Source organism: Limnohabitans sp. Rim11 (assembly GCF_001269365.1).
GTDB lineage: Bacteria > Pseudomonadota > Gammaproteobacteria > Burkholderiales > Burkholderiaceae_C > Limnohabitans_A.
The window spans coordinates 748,656-763,318 of sequence record NZ_CXOM01000001.1 but is presented as its reverse complement, the minus strand read 5'-3'; the positions used below and the strand labels follow the sequence as shown (position 1 = coordinate 763,318).

General features: G+C 52.0%; 14 protein-coding genes. 6 read left to right on the top strand and 8 right to left on the bottom strand.

The features are described 5' to 3' along the window. The first annotated feature begins 1 nt into the window (after window position 1). Complete coding sequence (locus AMM03_RS03725) at window positions 2-1,282, top strand: D-amino acid dehydrogenase (protein ID WP_090129072.1); 1,281 nt, start codon at window positions 2-4, stop codon at window positions 1,280-1,282. Here the strand turns inward: AMM03_RS03725 and AMM03_RS03720 are convergent. Further along, window positions 1,227-2,015: a DODA-type extradiol aromatic ring-opening family dioxygenase gene (locus tag AMM03_RS03720; RefSeq protein ID WP_228764549.1), complete on the bottom strand. Its 789-nt coding sequence runs from the start codon at window positions 2,013-2,015 to the stop codon at window positions 1,227-1,229. The two genes, AMM03_RS03725 and AMM03_RS03720, sit on opposite strands and share 56 nt — an antisense overlap. 30 nt (window positions 2,016-2,045) lie before the next feature. Continuing rightward, a complete protein-coding gene (locus AMM03_RS03715) occupies window positions 2,046-2,723 on the bottom strand; it encodes an SOS response-associated peptidase (protein WP_228764548.1) in 678 nt (225 codons plus the stop codon). Here AMM03_RS03715 and AMM03_RS03710 point away from each other — a divergent pair. Further along, window positions 2,722-3,417, top strand: a complete 696-nt coding sequence (locus AMM03_RS03710; RefSeq protein WP_090129070.1) for a DNA alkylation repair protein — start codon at window positions 2,722-2,724, stop codon at window positions 3,415-3,417. The genes AMM03_RS03715 and AMM03_RS03710 overlap by 2 nt on opposite strands. On the opposite strand, the gene pobA is transcribed toward AMM03_RS03710, so the two are convergent. Next, window positions 3,401-4,585, bottom strand: a complete 1,185-nt coding sequence (gene pobA / locus AMM03_RS03705) for a 4-hydroxybenzoate 3-monooxygenase (protein WP_090129335.1) — start codon at window positions 4,583-4,585, stop codon at window positions 3,401-3,403. The genes AMM03_RS03710 and pobA overlap by 17 nt on opposite strands. Window positions 4,586-4,687: 102 nt before the next feature. Between pobA and AMM03_RS03700 the strand changes: the two genes are divergently transcribed. Then, complete coding sequence (locus AMM03_RS03700; protein ID WP_090129069.1) at window positions 4,688-5,500, top strand: IclR family transcriptional regulator domain-containing protein; 813 nt, start codon at window positions 4,688-4,690, stop codon at window positions 5,498-5,500. A 67-nt stretch (window positions 5,501-5,567) separates the two neighbouring features. Here the strand turns inward: AMM03_RS03700 and AMM03_RS03695 are convergent, their stop codons facing one another. Next, complete coding sequence (locus AMM03_RS03695; RefSeq protein WP_090129068.1) at window positions 5,568-6,035, bottom strand: DUF3237 domain-containing protein; 468 nt, start codon at window positions 6,033-6,035, stop codon at window positions 5,568-5,570. Window positions 6,036-6,084: 49 nt separating this feature from the next. Then, a complete protein-coding gene (locus tag AMM03_RS03690) occupies window positions 6,085-6,507 on the bottom strand; it encodes an FKBP-type peptidyl-prolyl cis-trans isomerase (protein WP_194942773.1) in 423 nt (140 codons plus the stop codon). Window positions 6,508-6,806: 299 nt separating this feature from the next. Here AMM03_RS03690 and AMM03_RS03685 point away from each other — a divergent pair, with 299 nt between their 5' ends. Then, complete coding sequence (locus tag AMM03_RS03685) at window positions 6,807-8,039, top strand: CaiB/BaiF CoA transferase family protein (protein ID WP_090129067.1); 1,233 nt, start codon at window positions 6,807-6,809, stop codon at window positions 8,037-8,039. On the opposite strand, the gene AMM03_RS03680 is transcribed toward AMM03_RS03685, so the two are convergent. After that, entirely contained in the window at window positions 8,024-11,092 is a 3,069-nt protein-coding gene (locus AMM03_RS03680; RefSeq protein ID WP_090129066.1) for an FAD-binding and (Fe-S)-binding domain-containing protein, read from the bottom strand. The genes AMM03_RS03685 and AMM03_RS03680 overlap by 16 nt on opposite strands. Window positions 11,093-11,122: 30 nt before the next feature. Beyond that, window positions 11,123-11,821: a GntR family transcriptional regulator gene (locus tag AMM03_RS03675; RefSeq protein WP_090129065.1), complete on the bottom strand. Its 699-nt coding sequence runs from the start codon at window positions 11,819-11,821 to the stop codon at window positions 11,123-11,125. Window positions 11,822-11,937: 116 nt separating this feature from the next. On the opposite strand from AMM03_RS03675, the gene AMM03_RS03670 reads away from it, so the two are divergent. Beyond that, a complete protein-coding gene (locus tag AMM03_RS03670) occupies window positions 11,938-13,152 on the top strand; it encodes a pyridoxal-phosphate-dependent aminotransferase family protein (protein ID WP_090129333.1) in 1,215 nt (404 codons plus the stop codon). Window positions 13,153-13,192: 40 nt separating this feature from the next. Continuing rightward, window positions 13,193-14,170, top strand: a complete 978-nt coding sequence (locus tag AMM03_RS03665) for a Bug family tripartite tricarboxylate transporter substrate binding protein (protein ID WP_090129064.1) — start codon at window positions 13,193-13,195, stop codon at window positions 14,168-14,170. A gap of 82 nt (window positions 14,171-14,252) precedes the next feature. On the opposite strand, the gene AMM03_RS03660 is transcribed toward AMM03_RS03665, so the two are convergent. Next, complete coding sequence (locus tag AMM03_RS03660; protein WP_090129063.1) at window positions 14,253-14,642, bottom strand: VOC family protein; 390 nt, start codon at window positions 14,640-14,642, stop codon at window positions 14,253-14,255. Window positions 14,643-14,663 lie beyond the last annotated feature (21 nt).

Sequence of the window (14,663 nt, the reverse complement as noted above, 5' to 3'; positions counted from 1 at the left end):
CATGAAAAAAATTGCAGTCATCGGTGGTGGCATTACTGGCATCACCACCGCGTACGCTTTGGCCAAACAAGGCTTTGCCGTTACTTTGTTTGAGCGCCATCGCTATGCCGCCATGGAAACCTCGTTTGCCAATGGGGGCCAACTCTCTGCTTCCAATGCTGAAGTTTGGACGCATCACTCGACCATTCTGAAAGGCTTGAAGTGGATGCTCAAAAGCGATGCGCCGCTGTTAGTCAACCCCAAACCCAGTTGGCACAAAATTTCTTGGTTTGCCGAGTTCATGGCCTCCATGAAAGACTACGAGCGCAATACGGTAGAAACAGCTCGCTTGGCTGTAGCTGCACGCCAGCACTTATTTGCATGGGCTCACGAAGAGCGCATTGACTTCGACTTAAAGAAGCAAGGTATCTTGCATATTTATCGTGACAAAAAAGGCTTTGATCACGCGGGCAAGGTCTCTGCCCTGCTGGCCAAAGGCGGCCTGCCCAGACAAGCGGTCACCCCCGAAGAAATGAAGGCCATCGAGCCCACCTTGGCAGGCAACTATTACGGTGGATACTTTACCGAGAGTGACTCCACTGGCGATATTCACAAGTTCACCACAGGGCTGGCCTTGGCCGCGCAACGATTGGGCGTGCGAACGCTTTACGATCAAGACGTGACATCGGTCTCTTCAGACAACCAGACAGCCACCATCAAGGTGGCGCACACCGATTCACCACCCACGGTGCACAGCTTCGATGGCGTGGTTGTGTGTGCGGGTGTGGCAAGCAAACAATTTGCTGCGCAGCTGGGCGACAGAGTGAATATTTATCCGGTGAAGGGTTACTCCATCACAGTCAATTTGAACGACCAGGAGAGCCAAGCAGGCGCACCTCAAGTCAGCCTGTTGGACGACGAAACCAAACTGGTCACCAGCCGCTTGGGTGTAGACCGATTCCGTGTGGCCGGCACAGCAGAGTTCAATGGCTACAACAAAGACATTCGTGCCGACCGCATCAAGCCATTGATCGATTGGGTGCAGCAGTGCTTTCCGAAAATCAACACACGCTCGGTGGTTTCTTGGGCAGGCCTACGCCCCATGATGCCCAACATGATGCCCAAGGTGGGACGCGGCAAGGCCGCCAATGTGTTTTACAACACGGGCCACGGCCACTTAGGATGGACCTTGTCGGCTATGACGGCGGACATGGTGGCAGACATTGTGGTGCAACAAATGACCGGTGTTAATCAAACGCCCAAGCACCAATACAAGTTGGGCCAACTGAACCCCGCCAAATAACGCGACCAGGCAAGTCTGAGCCCGCACCGCTTGCTACCATCAAGGGTAGCAAGTGCTCCTCCCTTGGGTGCGAGGCTCGACCCCCTGGTGCTGCGTGCCAGTTGCCGAGTTGGTCGCACCGTTCTTGCCACGAGCCTTGTACCGCTTGGTCTATCCAATCGTGAAAAGCAAACGACTCTGGCGCGTAGTCCGCAAAGTGACGTAAGTTGTGATAACTCATACCTGAGCCCACAATCAGCACGCCTTCGTCACGCAGAGGCGCCAAAGCGCGGCCAAAATGAGCATGCAATTCCGGATTCAAACTCTCATGCAATGACATGGCCACCACTGGCACATCGGCCTCTGGGTACATCACCTTGAGCGGTATGAAAACCCCATGGTCCCAGCCGTAGTCGGTCTCCACCAATGCCGGCAAACCGGCTTCTTTGAGTAAGTCAGCTGCACGCTGGGCCAGTGATGGCGAACCAAGCGCTGGGTAAGTTAACTCGTAGGTCTCTGGCGGAAAACCGAAATAGTCAAAAATCAAACCAGGATTTGTACCCCCCGTAAAACTAGGTGTGCGAGTTTCCCAGTGGGCAGTAATGATCAAAATGGTTTTAGGCTTTTCAGGCAACAAGTGTTGAACACTGCGCAAGAAATCTTCGGTAGGCTGGTATTGGATTTTCCGCTCGCCGGTCATAAAAAAGGATGGGCCGCCACCATGAGGGATGAAGATAGAAGGCATGCGTGGCATAGGTTGAATTCCTAATCTGAACAGAGACTTTTAAAGTGCGATGCGAGGGCTTGCGCTGGCCTTAAGTGATGGCATGTGATGCCAAGACATCCAATCTTTCGCTTCATCCAACTGCGCGCCAAGCCAAGCACCATGATACTCCGGCGAAATAATCACAGGCGTGCGTTTTTCGTCGCCTGGTTTGTGAAATTGGTTCATGACCGGATGCTCGTCGGCATTGACCGTTAGCATCGAAAAACTAACCACCAACTCACCGGAGCTTGGATCGGTCCAACGATCCCAAAGGCAAGCAATGCCAAAAGGCTGTTGGTCAGCACGCTCAATTTTCCATCTGACGGCCTTGCCCGACTCGTAACTGGGTTCATAGAAGTTGTCGCACAGCACCAAACCAAATTGACGGTTGCGCCATGCAGATCTAAAACTTGGTTTTTGTGAAGCAGTTTCACTTCGAGCGTTGTAGGTGTGTCGCGCAATTTTGTCGTCTTTGGCCCACGCTGGAATCAGACCAAACTTGGCTAAGCCTGAAGCAACCCGTTGGGTCTGATGACTTTGGACAACGATGGGGGATGCAAAGCCTGGGTATGACTCTGATGGAAATTCAAGTGGAATTTCGACACCCAGAGTGTCTTTGACCCATTGGGTATTTTTGGTTGGCGTGAAGTTGGTGCACACGAAATTACAATGACCAAAAGCGAGGGGGGAAGTCATGAATCATAAGGAATATACAGCCTTAGTCGTTGAACTACTTAGCGCCAGCGCCAATCCACAACGGGCAATTGAAATGAAAGCCTATTTGCGCCATCAATTTGAGTTCTTGGGCATTCAAACACCCATCCGACGTGAGCTTTCAAAAAATCTACCCAAGCTTCCCAAAGACCCTGAATTGATTCTTCAAATTGCCAAATCACTTTGGAAAAAACCAGAACGAGAATATCGGTATGTGGCTTGCGACTTGCTTAGTCAGCATGCCAATATTTTGAGCATCGAACACTTACCCGCCATTAAAAAACTGCTTCAAACAGACTCATGGTGGGAAACGGTAGACAGTCTGTCAAGCGCCATTAGCGACATTGTTTTGAACGAAAAACGAATCGGTCAACCAAGCCAATCTGTCATGGATGGCTGGATACTAGATTCAGATTTTTGGGTCAGACGTTCCGCGATGATTCACCAGCTGGGTTGGAAAACCAATACGGACGCCGACCGATTAAGCAGCTATGCACTGCAATTGGCAAACGAATCGGAGTTTTTTATTCGCAAAGCCATTGGATGGGCATTTAGGGATTACGCAAAGTGCAATCCTGAATTTGTTGCCCGATTTATGAAAAAGAATGGCGGGGTATTTTCAAATTTATCCGTGCGTGAGGCCACTAAAAATTTGCCTATCACTCGCCAAAATTAAGTGGCAAACCCACATAGTTTTCTGCCATGGTGCGTGAACCTGCCTCACTGTTCACCAAGTAATCCAATTCGGCTTCCTGAAACTTCTGGCCAATGGCACCCTGCTCGGGAAAGCTGTGCATCAGACTTGTAAACCACCAAGAGAAGCGCTCGGCTCGCCAAATGCGGGCCAGGCAGCGTGCTGAGTAGTGGTCAATACCGGCATGCGATTTTTCTACACACGCCTCAATCAGGGCATCTGACAAATACTTCACATCGGTGGCAGCCAGATTCAAACCTTTGGCGCCTGTCGGTGGCACGATGTGCGCCGCATCGCCGGCCAAGAACAAGGTGCCAAAGCGCATTGGCTCAGTCACAAAGCTGCGCAATGGGGCAATGCTTTTTTCAATGCTGGGGCCAGTAACCAATTGCTCGCGCGCTTCTGGGTCTAAGCGGTGACGAAGCTCTGTCCAAAATGCGTCGTCACTCCATTGCTCTACTTTGTCGGTCAATGGCACTTGCAAGTAATAACGGCTGCGCGTGTGACTGCGCTGTGAACACAATGCAAAGCCGCGTTGACTGTTGACGTAAATCAGCTCTTCATGCACTGGCGGCGTATCAGACAACACACCCAGCCAACCGAAGGGATAAACTTTTTCATATTCTTGGATTGACTGACGCGGCACAGAGGCGCGGCAAACACCGTGAAAGCCATCGCAGCCCGCAATAAAGTCGCACTCAATGGTGTGACTGACGCCGTCTTTGCTGTAAGTGACGTGAGGACGGTCGCTGTCAAAGTTATGGATTTGAACATCGCCGGCTTCGTAAATGGTGGTTAGGCCTGCCGCTGCACGGGCATCCATCAAATCGCGCGTCACTTCGGTTTGGCCATACACCATGACTTTTTTGCCACCCGTGAGGCTCTCCAAGTCGATGCGGTGCCGCTCGCCCTTGAACAGCAAGTCAAAGCCGGTATGAACCAAGCCTTCTTTGTTCATTCGCTGGTCTACCCCAGCTTGCGTAAGGACATCCAAAGTGACTTGTTCCAACACGCCCGCGCGAATTCGGCCTAGGACGTAATCTGCACTTTGTCTCTCCAAGATCACGGTGTCTACACCTGCCTTGTACAGCAACTGCCCCAACAACAAACCCGATGGGCCGCCGCCAACGATGACTACTTGTGTGCGCATGACTAATTCCATTTACCTCTGTATGCGTCAAGATTAAAGGCTCATTTGACTTATCGCAAAGTCTTGTACGGAATGCTGCACGATGAATATAATAGCCGCACGATGATCGCGCAACCGAACTTAATCAACACCTTCAACAAAGCCGACTGGATCGAAGGCATGGCCCGGGGCATGGCCGTCTTGGAAAGCTTTGATACCGAGCGGCAGCGCCTGAATGCCACCCTCACCGCTCAGCGAACAGGACTGACGCGTGCCACGGCCAGACGCCATTTGCTCACCCTTGCACACCTTGGTTATTTAGAAACCGATGGTCAGTATTACTGGCTGTCGGCCAAGGTTTTAGGGTTTGCTGGCAGTTACTTGTCGGGCGCACGCTTGCCTCGAGCGGTTCAACCCACTTTGCATCAACTGAGTTTGGCTACGCAGCTTTCTTGCTCAGTAGCGGTCTTGCAAAACGACGCCGTGATCATTGTGGCGCGGGGCATCTGGCAAGGCTCTGACCTCCCCGTCAAAGCCAGCCACACCGTTTTGGCTTACGGGCTTCATGTTGGCACCAGGCTGCCAGCCCACGCCACATCGACGGGGCAAGTGCTTTTGGCCAACCTGCCTGCCGCTCAGCTTAAAACTTGGCTTAGCACTTCCGCTTTAAGCCGACTCACTTCGCATACCGCAACTCAAGTTAAAGACTTGCGAAAAAAACTCAAACGCGTTGCGCAACAAGACTATTGCCTCGCTAAACAGGAGCATGAGTTAGGTGTTGACGCTTTGGCCGTGCCTTTGCGCAACGAACGAGGCGAGACGGTTGCAGCGCTTAACTTGGTTCGCTCTGGCGCTGGCCCCAACGCGCCTGACTTGGCCACCCGGTGGTTGCCATTGCTGCAACAAACAGCACAAGCATTGAGACCGTTGATTTAATGAAGCGCAGGCCTAAGCAGGTTGGATGCGAACACTTGCTTTTGTAATGCTGTTGAAAAATCAAAGTTCAAAGAACTTCAAAAAACCGCATCACAACCCGATCGGGATGCCGCGCACCCGTTCCAATGAATAGTTTTTCACTGATCCAAGCAAGAGACTTGGAGGCCGTTTCAAACTGCGGTGTACAGCGAAAATAAACTTGCGCTGGATCGACAAGCTCACCGCGAATTAAACGCGCCATCACTTCAGGCGATGCCGTTCGAACCGCGCGATTTTGCACAAAAATTAGGTCGCCTGCGTCTGTTTCCAAAACATAACGCGCGTCCAATTCCGCCAAACTTTGATTCACAATCAACTGAAAATCTGCACCCCCTGGTAGCACGCGTGCCGTCCAACCTTGCCCCTGAACTTGTCCGCCCAAAATAGGGATGACACGGCGCTTTCCGTGCACTGCGTCGCCCACTTCCTGCGGCTTATCAACTTGAACCGAAAGATCGGCAAAGAATTTGAGTTCGGGTGTTGGTAAATCGGTCATTTACTTTGGCTCACAGATATTTTGAAGTTTGGGACCTGCGTCGATTTCTTTATCGACCTGCAATAGCAATGAGTTCGACTTCGAATTGCAATGTGGCATTGGGCGGAATGACACCCCCTGCACCGCGTGAACCGTAGGCAATGGCGGGTGGGCAAGTCAGCTTGGCTTTGCCGCCGACCTTCATCAATTGAACGCCCTCTGTCCAACAAGGAATGACGGCAGTCAAAGGAAAATCAATGGGCTTGTTGCGCTTGTAGGAGCTGTCAAATTCTTTGCCATCTGGCAAAGTGCCGCGATAGTGGACCTTGACTTTGTCGGCGGCCACTGGTTTGGCACCTTGCCCCTCTTGAAGCGAGCGGTAAACCAAGCCTGAGCTTGTCACTTGGGCACCCGGCTCTTTGGCAGCCATTTGCGCAAAATCGGCTTGCGCCAAAGCAGGCGAGATTGAAACAGTGCACAAACCGAGTGCCATCAAAAAGCGTTGAGATAAATTCACTTTACTTTCCCATTGAGTGAGATATTTCTTTTCGTAAGATGGCTTATTTTTCTTTAATTAAAAGCCAACACTAGAGTGGTATCGTAATCGACATCGTTCCAAGGTATTTACATCGCTACCCTTTACCGCACTGCGCCTGCCTAGAATAGGGATTGGAAAATACACCTAAAACTAGCGTTTACCCCATGAATCTTGTGTGCTCCCAGATCAATTCCACAGACATATTGACCAATGAAGCCATAAACTTCGCAATTTGAAGTTGTGAAAAGCTAAGCATGAACTCGAAAGCAACGTCCAATTCCTCAGCTCTATCTGGCCTCAAAGTTCTTGAACTAGGTCAACTCATTGCAGGCCCCTTTGCAGCCAAAACATTGGCCGACTTCGGCGCAGAAGTCATCAAAGTTGAAGCACCCGACAGCGGCGATCCACTGCGCAAATGGCGCCTACTCAAAGACGGTACTTCGGTTTGGTGGCAAGTTCAATCGCGCAACAAACGCTCATTGGCACTTGATCTTCGGACACCAGAGGGACAGGGCATTGTTCGCCAACTGGCCACGGAAGCCGATGTCCTGATCGAAAATTTCCGCCCCGGCGCCATGGAGGGCTGGGACCTTGCACCTGACGATCTCATTGCCCAAAATCCAAAATTAATTGTCTTGCGCATTAGCGGGTACGGCCAAACAGGCCCCTATCGCAATCGGCCAGGTTTTGGTGTGATCGGTGAGGCCATGGGCGGCTTGCGTCACTTAACGGCAGAACCAGGTCGCGTGCCTGTGCGCGTAGGGGTGAGCATTGGCGACACCCTCTCTGCGTTACATGGCGTGATCGGTATCTTGCTTGCACTTCAACATCGCCATGCCACCGGCAAAGGCCAAGTGATTGATGTCGCTTTGTATGAATCGGTGTTTAACTGCATGGAAAGCTTGTTGCCTGAATACAGCGCCTTCGGCGCAGTACGTGGTCCTGCTGGCAGTGCTTTACCGGGCATTGCACCTACCAATGCCTATCGCTGCAAAGATGGCGCCTACGCATTGGTTGCAGGCAACGGCGATAGTATTTTCAAACGCTTGATGAACCTGATTGGCCGTACCGATTTAGCCAATGATCCAAGCCTTTCAGACAACACAGGAAGAGTGGCAAGAGTCGAAGAGATTGATCAAGCCATTGAAAACTGGACATTGCAAAAAAGCGTGGAAGAAGTGCTTCACGCCTTAGAGAGTGCATCTGTGCCAGCTGGACGCATTTACGACATAGCGGACATTGCTGCTGATCCGCATTACGAAGCCAGAGGCATGTTGGAGCAAGTCACTCTGACAGATGGCAGCAGCTTGAAAGTTCCAGGCTTTGTGCCCAAGCTGTCCTTGACGCCGGGTCAACATCGTCGCAATGCGCCTGATCTAGGCCAAGACACCGATGTCATTCTGAAAGAAATGGGTTTGAGCTCAGAACAAATTCAAAAGCTCAGAGCCAATGGCATCGTGGGCGGTGGTAATCACATTAAATGTTGACTTAACAACTGTGCCACGTGAATGGCATCACGACTAGCACCGTCTTTAATTTGATGGCGGCAACTGGTGCCATCGGCCACCACAATGGCATCCGCTTTTGCCCGCACAGCTGGCAGCAAACTCAGCTCAGCCATCTGCATCGATACGTCAAGGTGACTTGCCTCGTAGCCAAAACTTCCCGCCATGCCGCAGCAACTGCTTTCAATCAGCTCAGGCTTGGCGTTGGGAATTAGTCCAATGACTTCCATCACTGGCGACATCACACCAAATGCTTTTTGGTGGCAGTGACCGTGCAACAAAATGGGCTGTTGAGCGGCATTTAGTTTTTCCTTCAAACCTACCAACTGCTTGTTCTGATTTTCACGGGCCAAAAACTCTTCCAGCAACATGGCTTGTTGACTCACAACTTGCGCCGCCTCGCCCAATCCAAGCACCAAGGCCTCATCGCGCAAGGTGAGTAAGCAAGAAGGCTCTAAGCCAACAATGGCAATTTTCTTTTCTGCAAAAGGCAAGAGCGCATTGACCAGTTCGCGGGCTTGTTCGCGCGCCATGTCAACCATGCCATTGGCCAAATATGTGCGGCCGCAGCACAAGTGCTTAGAGCCTGTCTCATTGCTCAAGCCCTCTTTGCTGGCCACATGCACGCTGTAACCGGCAGCCTTCAAGACACGCATGGCCGCAAAAGCATTTTCTGATTCAAAGTAGCCGTTGAAGGTGTCCACAAACATCACCACTGGCTTTGCAGCCTGCAACACTTGTTCACGCGTCACGCCTTGCGTTGCAGCATTGAAGAAATGATCTGAATGCCAAGTTGGCCAACTGCGCTTGGCCGACAAGCCTGTGAAATTTTCGGCCACTTGGGCCAACCACGGCATGCTGTTTCGTAAATTCAAGAGCCCAGAAAAAGGCGCGGCCAAATGAGCATAGCGAGGCAGATGTGCAATCAAACGGTCCTTCAGCGTAAAGCCATGCTTCGATTTGTATTGGTGCGTGGTTTCAATTTTCATACGCGCCATATCGACGCCGGTTGGGCAATCGCGCTTGCAACCTTTGCAGCCAACACACAAGTCCATGGCTTGCTGAACTTCTTCGCCGCTGAGGGCATCTTTGCCCAGCTGACCACTTAAGGCCAAACGCAAAGTATTGGCCCTGCCGCGTGTGAGGTGCTGCTCATCGCGTGTGACGCGATAGCTAGGGCACATGGTGCCTGCATCGAACTTTCGGCAAGTGCCATTGTTGTTGCACATTTCTACCGCTTTGGCAAAACCTTGTGCAGGGTCGCCACCGGTACCTGGCGCTGTTGTTTGCTCAGTGGCTGGGTCGTTCTGAACATTCCACAACTGCCAATCAAGCGCCGGTTGAATGGGGATGACTTGATACTGATTGCCATAACGCATGAGCGAGGTGTCGTCCATTTTGGGTGGATTGACCATGCGCTGCGGTGACAACAGATTAAGTGGATCGAAATGTTGCTTGATGCTGGCAAAGGCTTGCGTAATTTGAGGACCAAATTGCCATTCAATCCATTCACCACGGCACAAGCCATCGCCATGCTCGCCGCTGTAGGCGCCTTTGTATTTGCGCACCAGGGCACTGGCCTCTTCTGCAATTTGACGCATGCGCTTGGCGCCATCACGGCGCATGTCCAAGATGGGGCGAACGTGCAAAGTACCCACAGAAGCGTGCGCATACCAAGTGCCCTTGGTGCCATGGCGTTTGAAAACCTGCGTCAGCTCGTCGGTGTATTCGGCCAAGTGCACCAATGGCACCGCGCAGTCTTCAATGAAGCTCACTGGTTTGCCATCGCCCTTCAGGCTCATCATGATGTTGAGGCCTGCTTTGCGCACTTCCCATAAGTTTTTCTGTGGTGCGTCGTCAACCATTTCAACCACGCTATTGGGCAAGCCCAAATCTCCCATGAGCTCTACCAACTGGCGCATGTGTGGCAACAAGCTGGCTTTATCAGCGCCAGCAAACTCCACCAACAACACGGCTTCGGGCTGGCCTATCAAGGCGGTTCTGATGGTGGGCGCAAAGGCGGGGTTTTGCAAAGACAAATCGATCATGGTGCGATCGACCAACTCCACAGCCGTTAGGCGGCCCTGCCCTAACTTTACGATGTGCTGCGCCGCATCCATGGCTTGATAAAACGTGGGGAAATTCACAACGCCCAATACTTTGGCCTTGGGCAATTCGCTCAATTGCAGGGTGAGCGATTGAGTCATGGCCAAGGTGCCTTCGCTGCCCACCAGCAAATGCGCTAAGTTGACCGAGCCATCGCCCGTATAGGGCTTTTCATTTTGGTTGTGAAAAATGTCTAAGTTGTAGCCTGCCACACGGCGCAATACTTTGGGCCAATGGGCTTCAAGTTCTGGCTTTAATTGAAGCGCCAGCTGTTGTACAAATTCGCCAATGGCTTTGGCACTGCCTGTACTTTGATCAAACGCGCCCATTTGAATGGGCGTGCCATCGCTGAGCCAGGCTTTGGCACCCAATACGTTGTGCACCATGTTGCCGTAGGCAATAGAGCGGCTACCGCATGAATTGTTGCCCGCCATGCCGCCCAAAGTAGCTTGGGCGCTGGTAGACACATCGACAGGAAACCACAAACCATGCTTCTTTAATGAAGCATTCAAATGATCGAGCACGATACCGGGCTCTACTTCGACAGTGCGCTGATCAAGATCGACCTCCAGCACATTGCGGATGTATTTGGTGTGGTCAATGACCAAGCCTGCGCCAGTGGTTTGGCCACACTGACTGGTACCGCCGCCGCGCGGAACAATGGGCACCCCAAGATCGCGGCAGATGGCCATGGCCATGGGCACTTCATGGGCAGACCTTGGTACAAACACACCCACAGGTTTGACTTGATAGATAGAAGCATCGGTGGCGTAGCGTCCGCGGTCTGCAGCACCAAACAAAACCTCGCCCTGCGTTTCGGAACTTAAGCGAGCAGCCAGTTTGCCGGCAACTTCGTTGAAATTCTGAGACACACGCTCGTAGATATTTGCAGCAGACTCAGTGGCTTCTTTGGGCAATGGGGCATTCATTTCAAACAGCTTTCAATGGCAGCTTGTGGTTCAAGCTTTTTGGTTCTGATCAGAGGCTTGGTTGATTGCAGCTTGCAGTTGCATCACGACGACGTCTCGTTTGTTGTTAAGGTGTTTCAACAAAACGTCCTGCAGAGCTTGTGCATCTTTTCTGTCGAGCGCATCAATCATTTGTTCATGCTCCTTGACGGCGCACTTCCATTTTTCTTCGTCCTGATTGGACTTGAAGCGCAAGGCTTGCAAGCGCGCATTCACTTGTTCGTAGGTGGCCGTCAAAATTGGATTTTTGGCCGCTGCATTGATGGCGCGATGAATGGCTGCATTGAGGCGGTAGTAATTGGACAAGTCGCGCCGGGTAAAGGCTGCCATCATTTCAAAGTGCAAGGCCTTGATTTCGGCCAGCTCTTGATCTGTGACGCGCTCTGCGGCCAGCCAGCCAGACTGCGCCTCAAGACATGCCATCACTTCGAATGTGTGCACCACGTCGTCGACGCTGAGGCTGGCCGCAACGGCCCCCCGATTGGGCAGCAACTCAACCAAGCCTTCTGCCGCCAGGGTTTTGATGGCTTCTCTTAGTGGCGTTCGCGAAACGTTGAGGCCCTCACACAAGGCGCGTTCATTGAGCTTGGCGCCGGGTTGGATTTGGTTTTCCACCAACATTTGCCGCAGGCGGTGGGTCACTTGGCCGTGCAAGGCTGCACGCGGGATAGATAAGATCTCTGCACTCATATTTGTATTTTGTATGCAAAATATTTGAGGGTCAATAGGGTAAATATGAACGAAACTTGGTTGACAAATTGTTTTTGTATGCAAAAAATACTGATATACAAAGGAGTATCTTTTTCATGATTTCGCTTGATTTTCACCCCGTAGGCCGTCACTTCTTGCAAATTCCTGGTCCTTCACCCGTGCCAGACAGAATCTTGCGCGCCATGAGCCTGCCCACCATTGACCACCGCGGCCCCGAATTTGGCGTCCTTGGATCCAAGGTCTTGAAAGACATGCAGAAGATCTTTCAAACCCAACACCCCGTCATCATTTACCCAGCTTCGGGCACGGGCGCTTGGGAGGCGGCTCTGGTCAACACACTCTCCGCAGGCGATCACGTCTTGATGTTTGAAACAGGCCACTTTGCATCTTTGTGGAACAAGCTTGCAGTGCGCATGGGGCTCAAGGCCGAATTCATCGGCTTGCCAGGTGCTGAAGGTTGGCGTCAAGGCGTTAAAGCCGAGATGATTGAGGCGCGTCTCAAGCAAGATTCTGGTCACAGTATCAAAGCGGTTTGCGTTGTGCACAACGAAACATCAACGGGTGTGACAAGCGACATTGCCGCTGTTCGCCGTGCCATCGACAATGCCAAGCACCCTGCTTTGCTGATGGTGGACACCATCTCTGGTTTGGCCTCTGCCGACTACCGTCACGACGAATGGGGCGTGGACGTGACGGTCAGTGGCTCCCAAAAAGGCTTGATGCTGCCGCCTGGCATCAGCTTCAATGCCATCTCTCCCAAGGCCATTGAATTCAGCAAAAATTCGACCTTGCCAAAATCATTCTGGGCATGGGACGAAATGCTGGAAATGAACAAAACAGGTTACTTTCCCTACACGCCCAACACCAACCTCATGTACGGCTTGAGCGAAGCCTGCGACATGATTCTGGGTCAAGGTTTGGACGTTGTCTTTGCGCGTCACAAGCGCTGGTCCAAAGGCGCTGTGGCAGCGGTCAAGGCTTGGGGACTCGAAGTGCAATGCGCCGACCCCGAACTGTATTCACCCATCCTAACTGGCGTGATGACACCTGAGGGCATTGATGCCGATGCTGTGCGCAAAGTCATCTACGAGCGCTTCGATTGTTCACTGGGCACTGGCTTGGGAAAAGTAAAAGGCCGCATGTTCCGCATTGGCCACTTGGGCGACTGCAACGACCTCACCTTGATTGCAGCCTTGTCTGCTTGCGAAATGGGATTGAAACTCAGTGGCGTCAAATTAAGTGGTTCGGGCGTGCAAGCTGCCATGGACTATTTTTCAGCCAACCCTATTCCCGCATTGATCAGGCCCTGATTCAATACAAGCCATCTTCATCACAACAACAGGAGACACCATGAAACGCAGAACCCTCTTGCAAGCTACCGTAGCCTCTGCAGCCACACTTAGCGCGCCCATGATCAAAGCGCAAAGCTTGCCCAGCGGTCCGATTCGAATTGTGGTGGGCTTTCCGCCAGGGGGTGGCACCGATGCGTTGGCCAGGGTTCTGGCACAAAAACTTCAAGCCATGTGGGGCGTCAGCATCATCATTGACAACAAGGCCGGCGCTGCGGGCGTGATAGCTGCAGACTTTGTGGCCAAGCAGCCCAGCGATGGCAACACACTTCTGATGGCCCACATCAACAGCCATGCTTTGGCCACCAGTTTGCAGCCCAAGTTGGGCTACAACGTGGAGCGTGACTTCACACCCATTGGCTTGGTGGGCGTCACGCCCAATTTGCTAATTTGCAACGAAAGCCAACCTGCCAAGACGGTGAAAGACTTGGTCAATCTTTGCAAACAAAATCCTGGCAAGATCAGTTTTGCGTCTGCAGGCGGTGGCTCGGCGCAACACTTGGCGCTTGAAATGTTCAAGCTGCGTGCAGGCATTGATGCCCTGCATGTGCCCTACAAAGGCTCTGGCCCAGCGCTCACAGATTTAATTGGTGGCCAAGTTCAGTATTGCTTTGAAACCATGACTTCTGCCACACCACATGTCAAAAGCGGCAAGGCCATTGCGTTGGCGCAAACACGCACCAAGCGCGCCAAAGGTCACCCCAACGTACCCACCATGGAAGAACAAGGCTTCAGTGGATTTGATGCCACCACATGGTACGGCTTGGTAGGCCCGGCCCGCATGAACCCCGCCTTTGTTAAACGCATCAACGAAGACATGAACCGTGTCATGGCCATGCCCGATGTGATTGAGAAGTTTGATCAATACGGCGCAGAAGATGGCGGCGGTTCACCCGAGCGCTTTGCAGAATTTATTCGCAGCGAAACTCAGAAGTGGGCCAAAGTGATCAAGGATGCCAAGGTGCAGGCCGACTCTTGATTGGCATCTACAACAAGTCTTAACTGACACCCGATGAGAAATTTGAAGATTTCTCATCGGGTAGTAAGTTGCTAAGCGCTTATTAGGCTGGCTTGGCAGGTCGATGCAAAACGCAAATCTTGTTGCCAATTGGATCTCGCAGATAGGCAAGATTTAACGTTCCAAATGGTCCTTCTCTGGGTCCTGGTGGTTCTTCGCAGTGCGTGCCGCCATTGGCAACCCCTGCGGCATGAAATGCATGCACTTGCTCTAAGGTCTCTGCCGAAAATCCAATCGTGCCACCATTGGCAGGCGTTGCAGGCTGGCCATCTAGAGGCTTGGTAATTGAAAAAGAACCCTTGGGTGTTCTGTAGAAATAACGCGAGTTGTTATTGATGACACCTGGCGCAATGCCGAGCGTGCCCAAAACTGCATCATAAAATTTTTTGGATGCCTCAAGATCATTGGCACCGACCATGACGTGACTGAACATTGTTTTCCCTTTGATGGACGT

Coding starts and splice junctions, on each gene's coding strand:
- AMM03_RS03695 (WP_090129068.1), bottom strand. CDS start 6,035: ATGACCGATTTACCAACACCCGAACTCAAATTCTTTGCCGATCTTTCG.
- pobA (WP_090129335.1), bottom strand. CDS start 4,585: ATGCGCACACAAGTAGTCATCGTTGGCGGCGGCCCATCGGGTTTGTTG.
- AMM03_RS03660 (WP_090129063.1), bottom strand. CDS start 14,642: ATGTTCAGTCACGTCATGGTCGGTGCCAATGATCTTGAGGCATCCAAA.
- AMM03_RS03715 (WP_228764548.1), bottom strand. CDS start 2,723: ATGACTTCCCCCCTCGCTTTTGGTCATTGTAATTTCGTGTGCACCAAC.
- AMM03_RS03725 (WP_090129072.1), top strand. CDS start 2: ATGAAAAAAATTGCAGTCATCGGTGGTGGCATTACTGGCATCACCACC.
- AMM03_RS03665 (WP_090129064.1), top strand. CDS start 13,193: ATGAAACGCAGAACCCTCTTGCAAGCTACCGTAGCCTCTGCAGCCACA.
- AMM03_RS03690 (WP_194942773.1), bottom strand. CDS start 6,507: ATGGCACTCGGTTTGTGCACTGTTTCAATCTCGCCTGCTTTGGCGCAA.
- AMM03_RS03680 (WP_090129066.1), bottom strand. CDS start 11,092: ATGAATGCCCCATTGCCCAAAGAAGCCACTGAGTCTGCTGCAAATATC.
- AMM03_RS03700 (WP_090129069.1), top strand. CDS start 4,688: ATGATCGCGCAACCGAACTTAATCAACACCTTCAACAAAGCCGACTGG.
- AMM03_RS03710 (WP_090129070.1), top strand. CDS start 2,722: ATGAATCATAAGGAATATACAGCCTTAGTCGTTGAACTACTTAGCGCC.
- AMM03_RS03685 (WP_090129067.1), top strand. CDS start 6,807: ATGAACTCGAAAGCAACGTCCAATTCCTCAGCTCTATCTGGCCTCAAA.
- AMM03_RS03675 (WP_090129065.1), bottom strand. CDS start 11,821: ATGAGTGCAGAGATCTTATCTATCCCGCGTGCAGCCTTGCACGGCCAA.
- AMM03_RS03720 (WP_228764549.1), bottom strand. CDS start 2,015: ATGCCACGCATGCCTTCTATCTTCATCCCTCATGGTGGCGGCCCATCC.
- AMM03_RS03670 (WP_090129333.1), top strand. CDS start 11,938: ATGATTTCGCTTGATTTTCACCCCGTAGGCCGTCACTTCTTGCAAATT.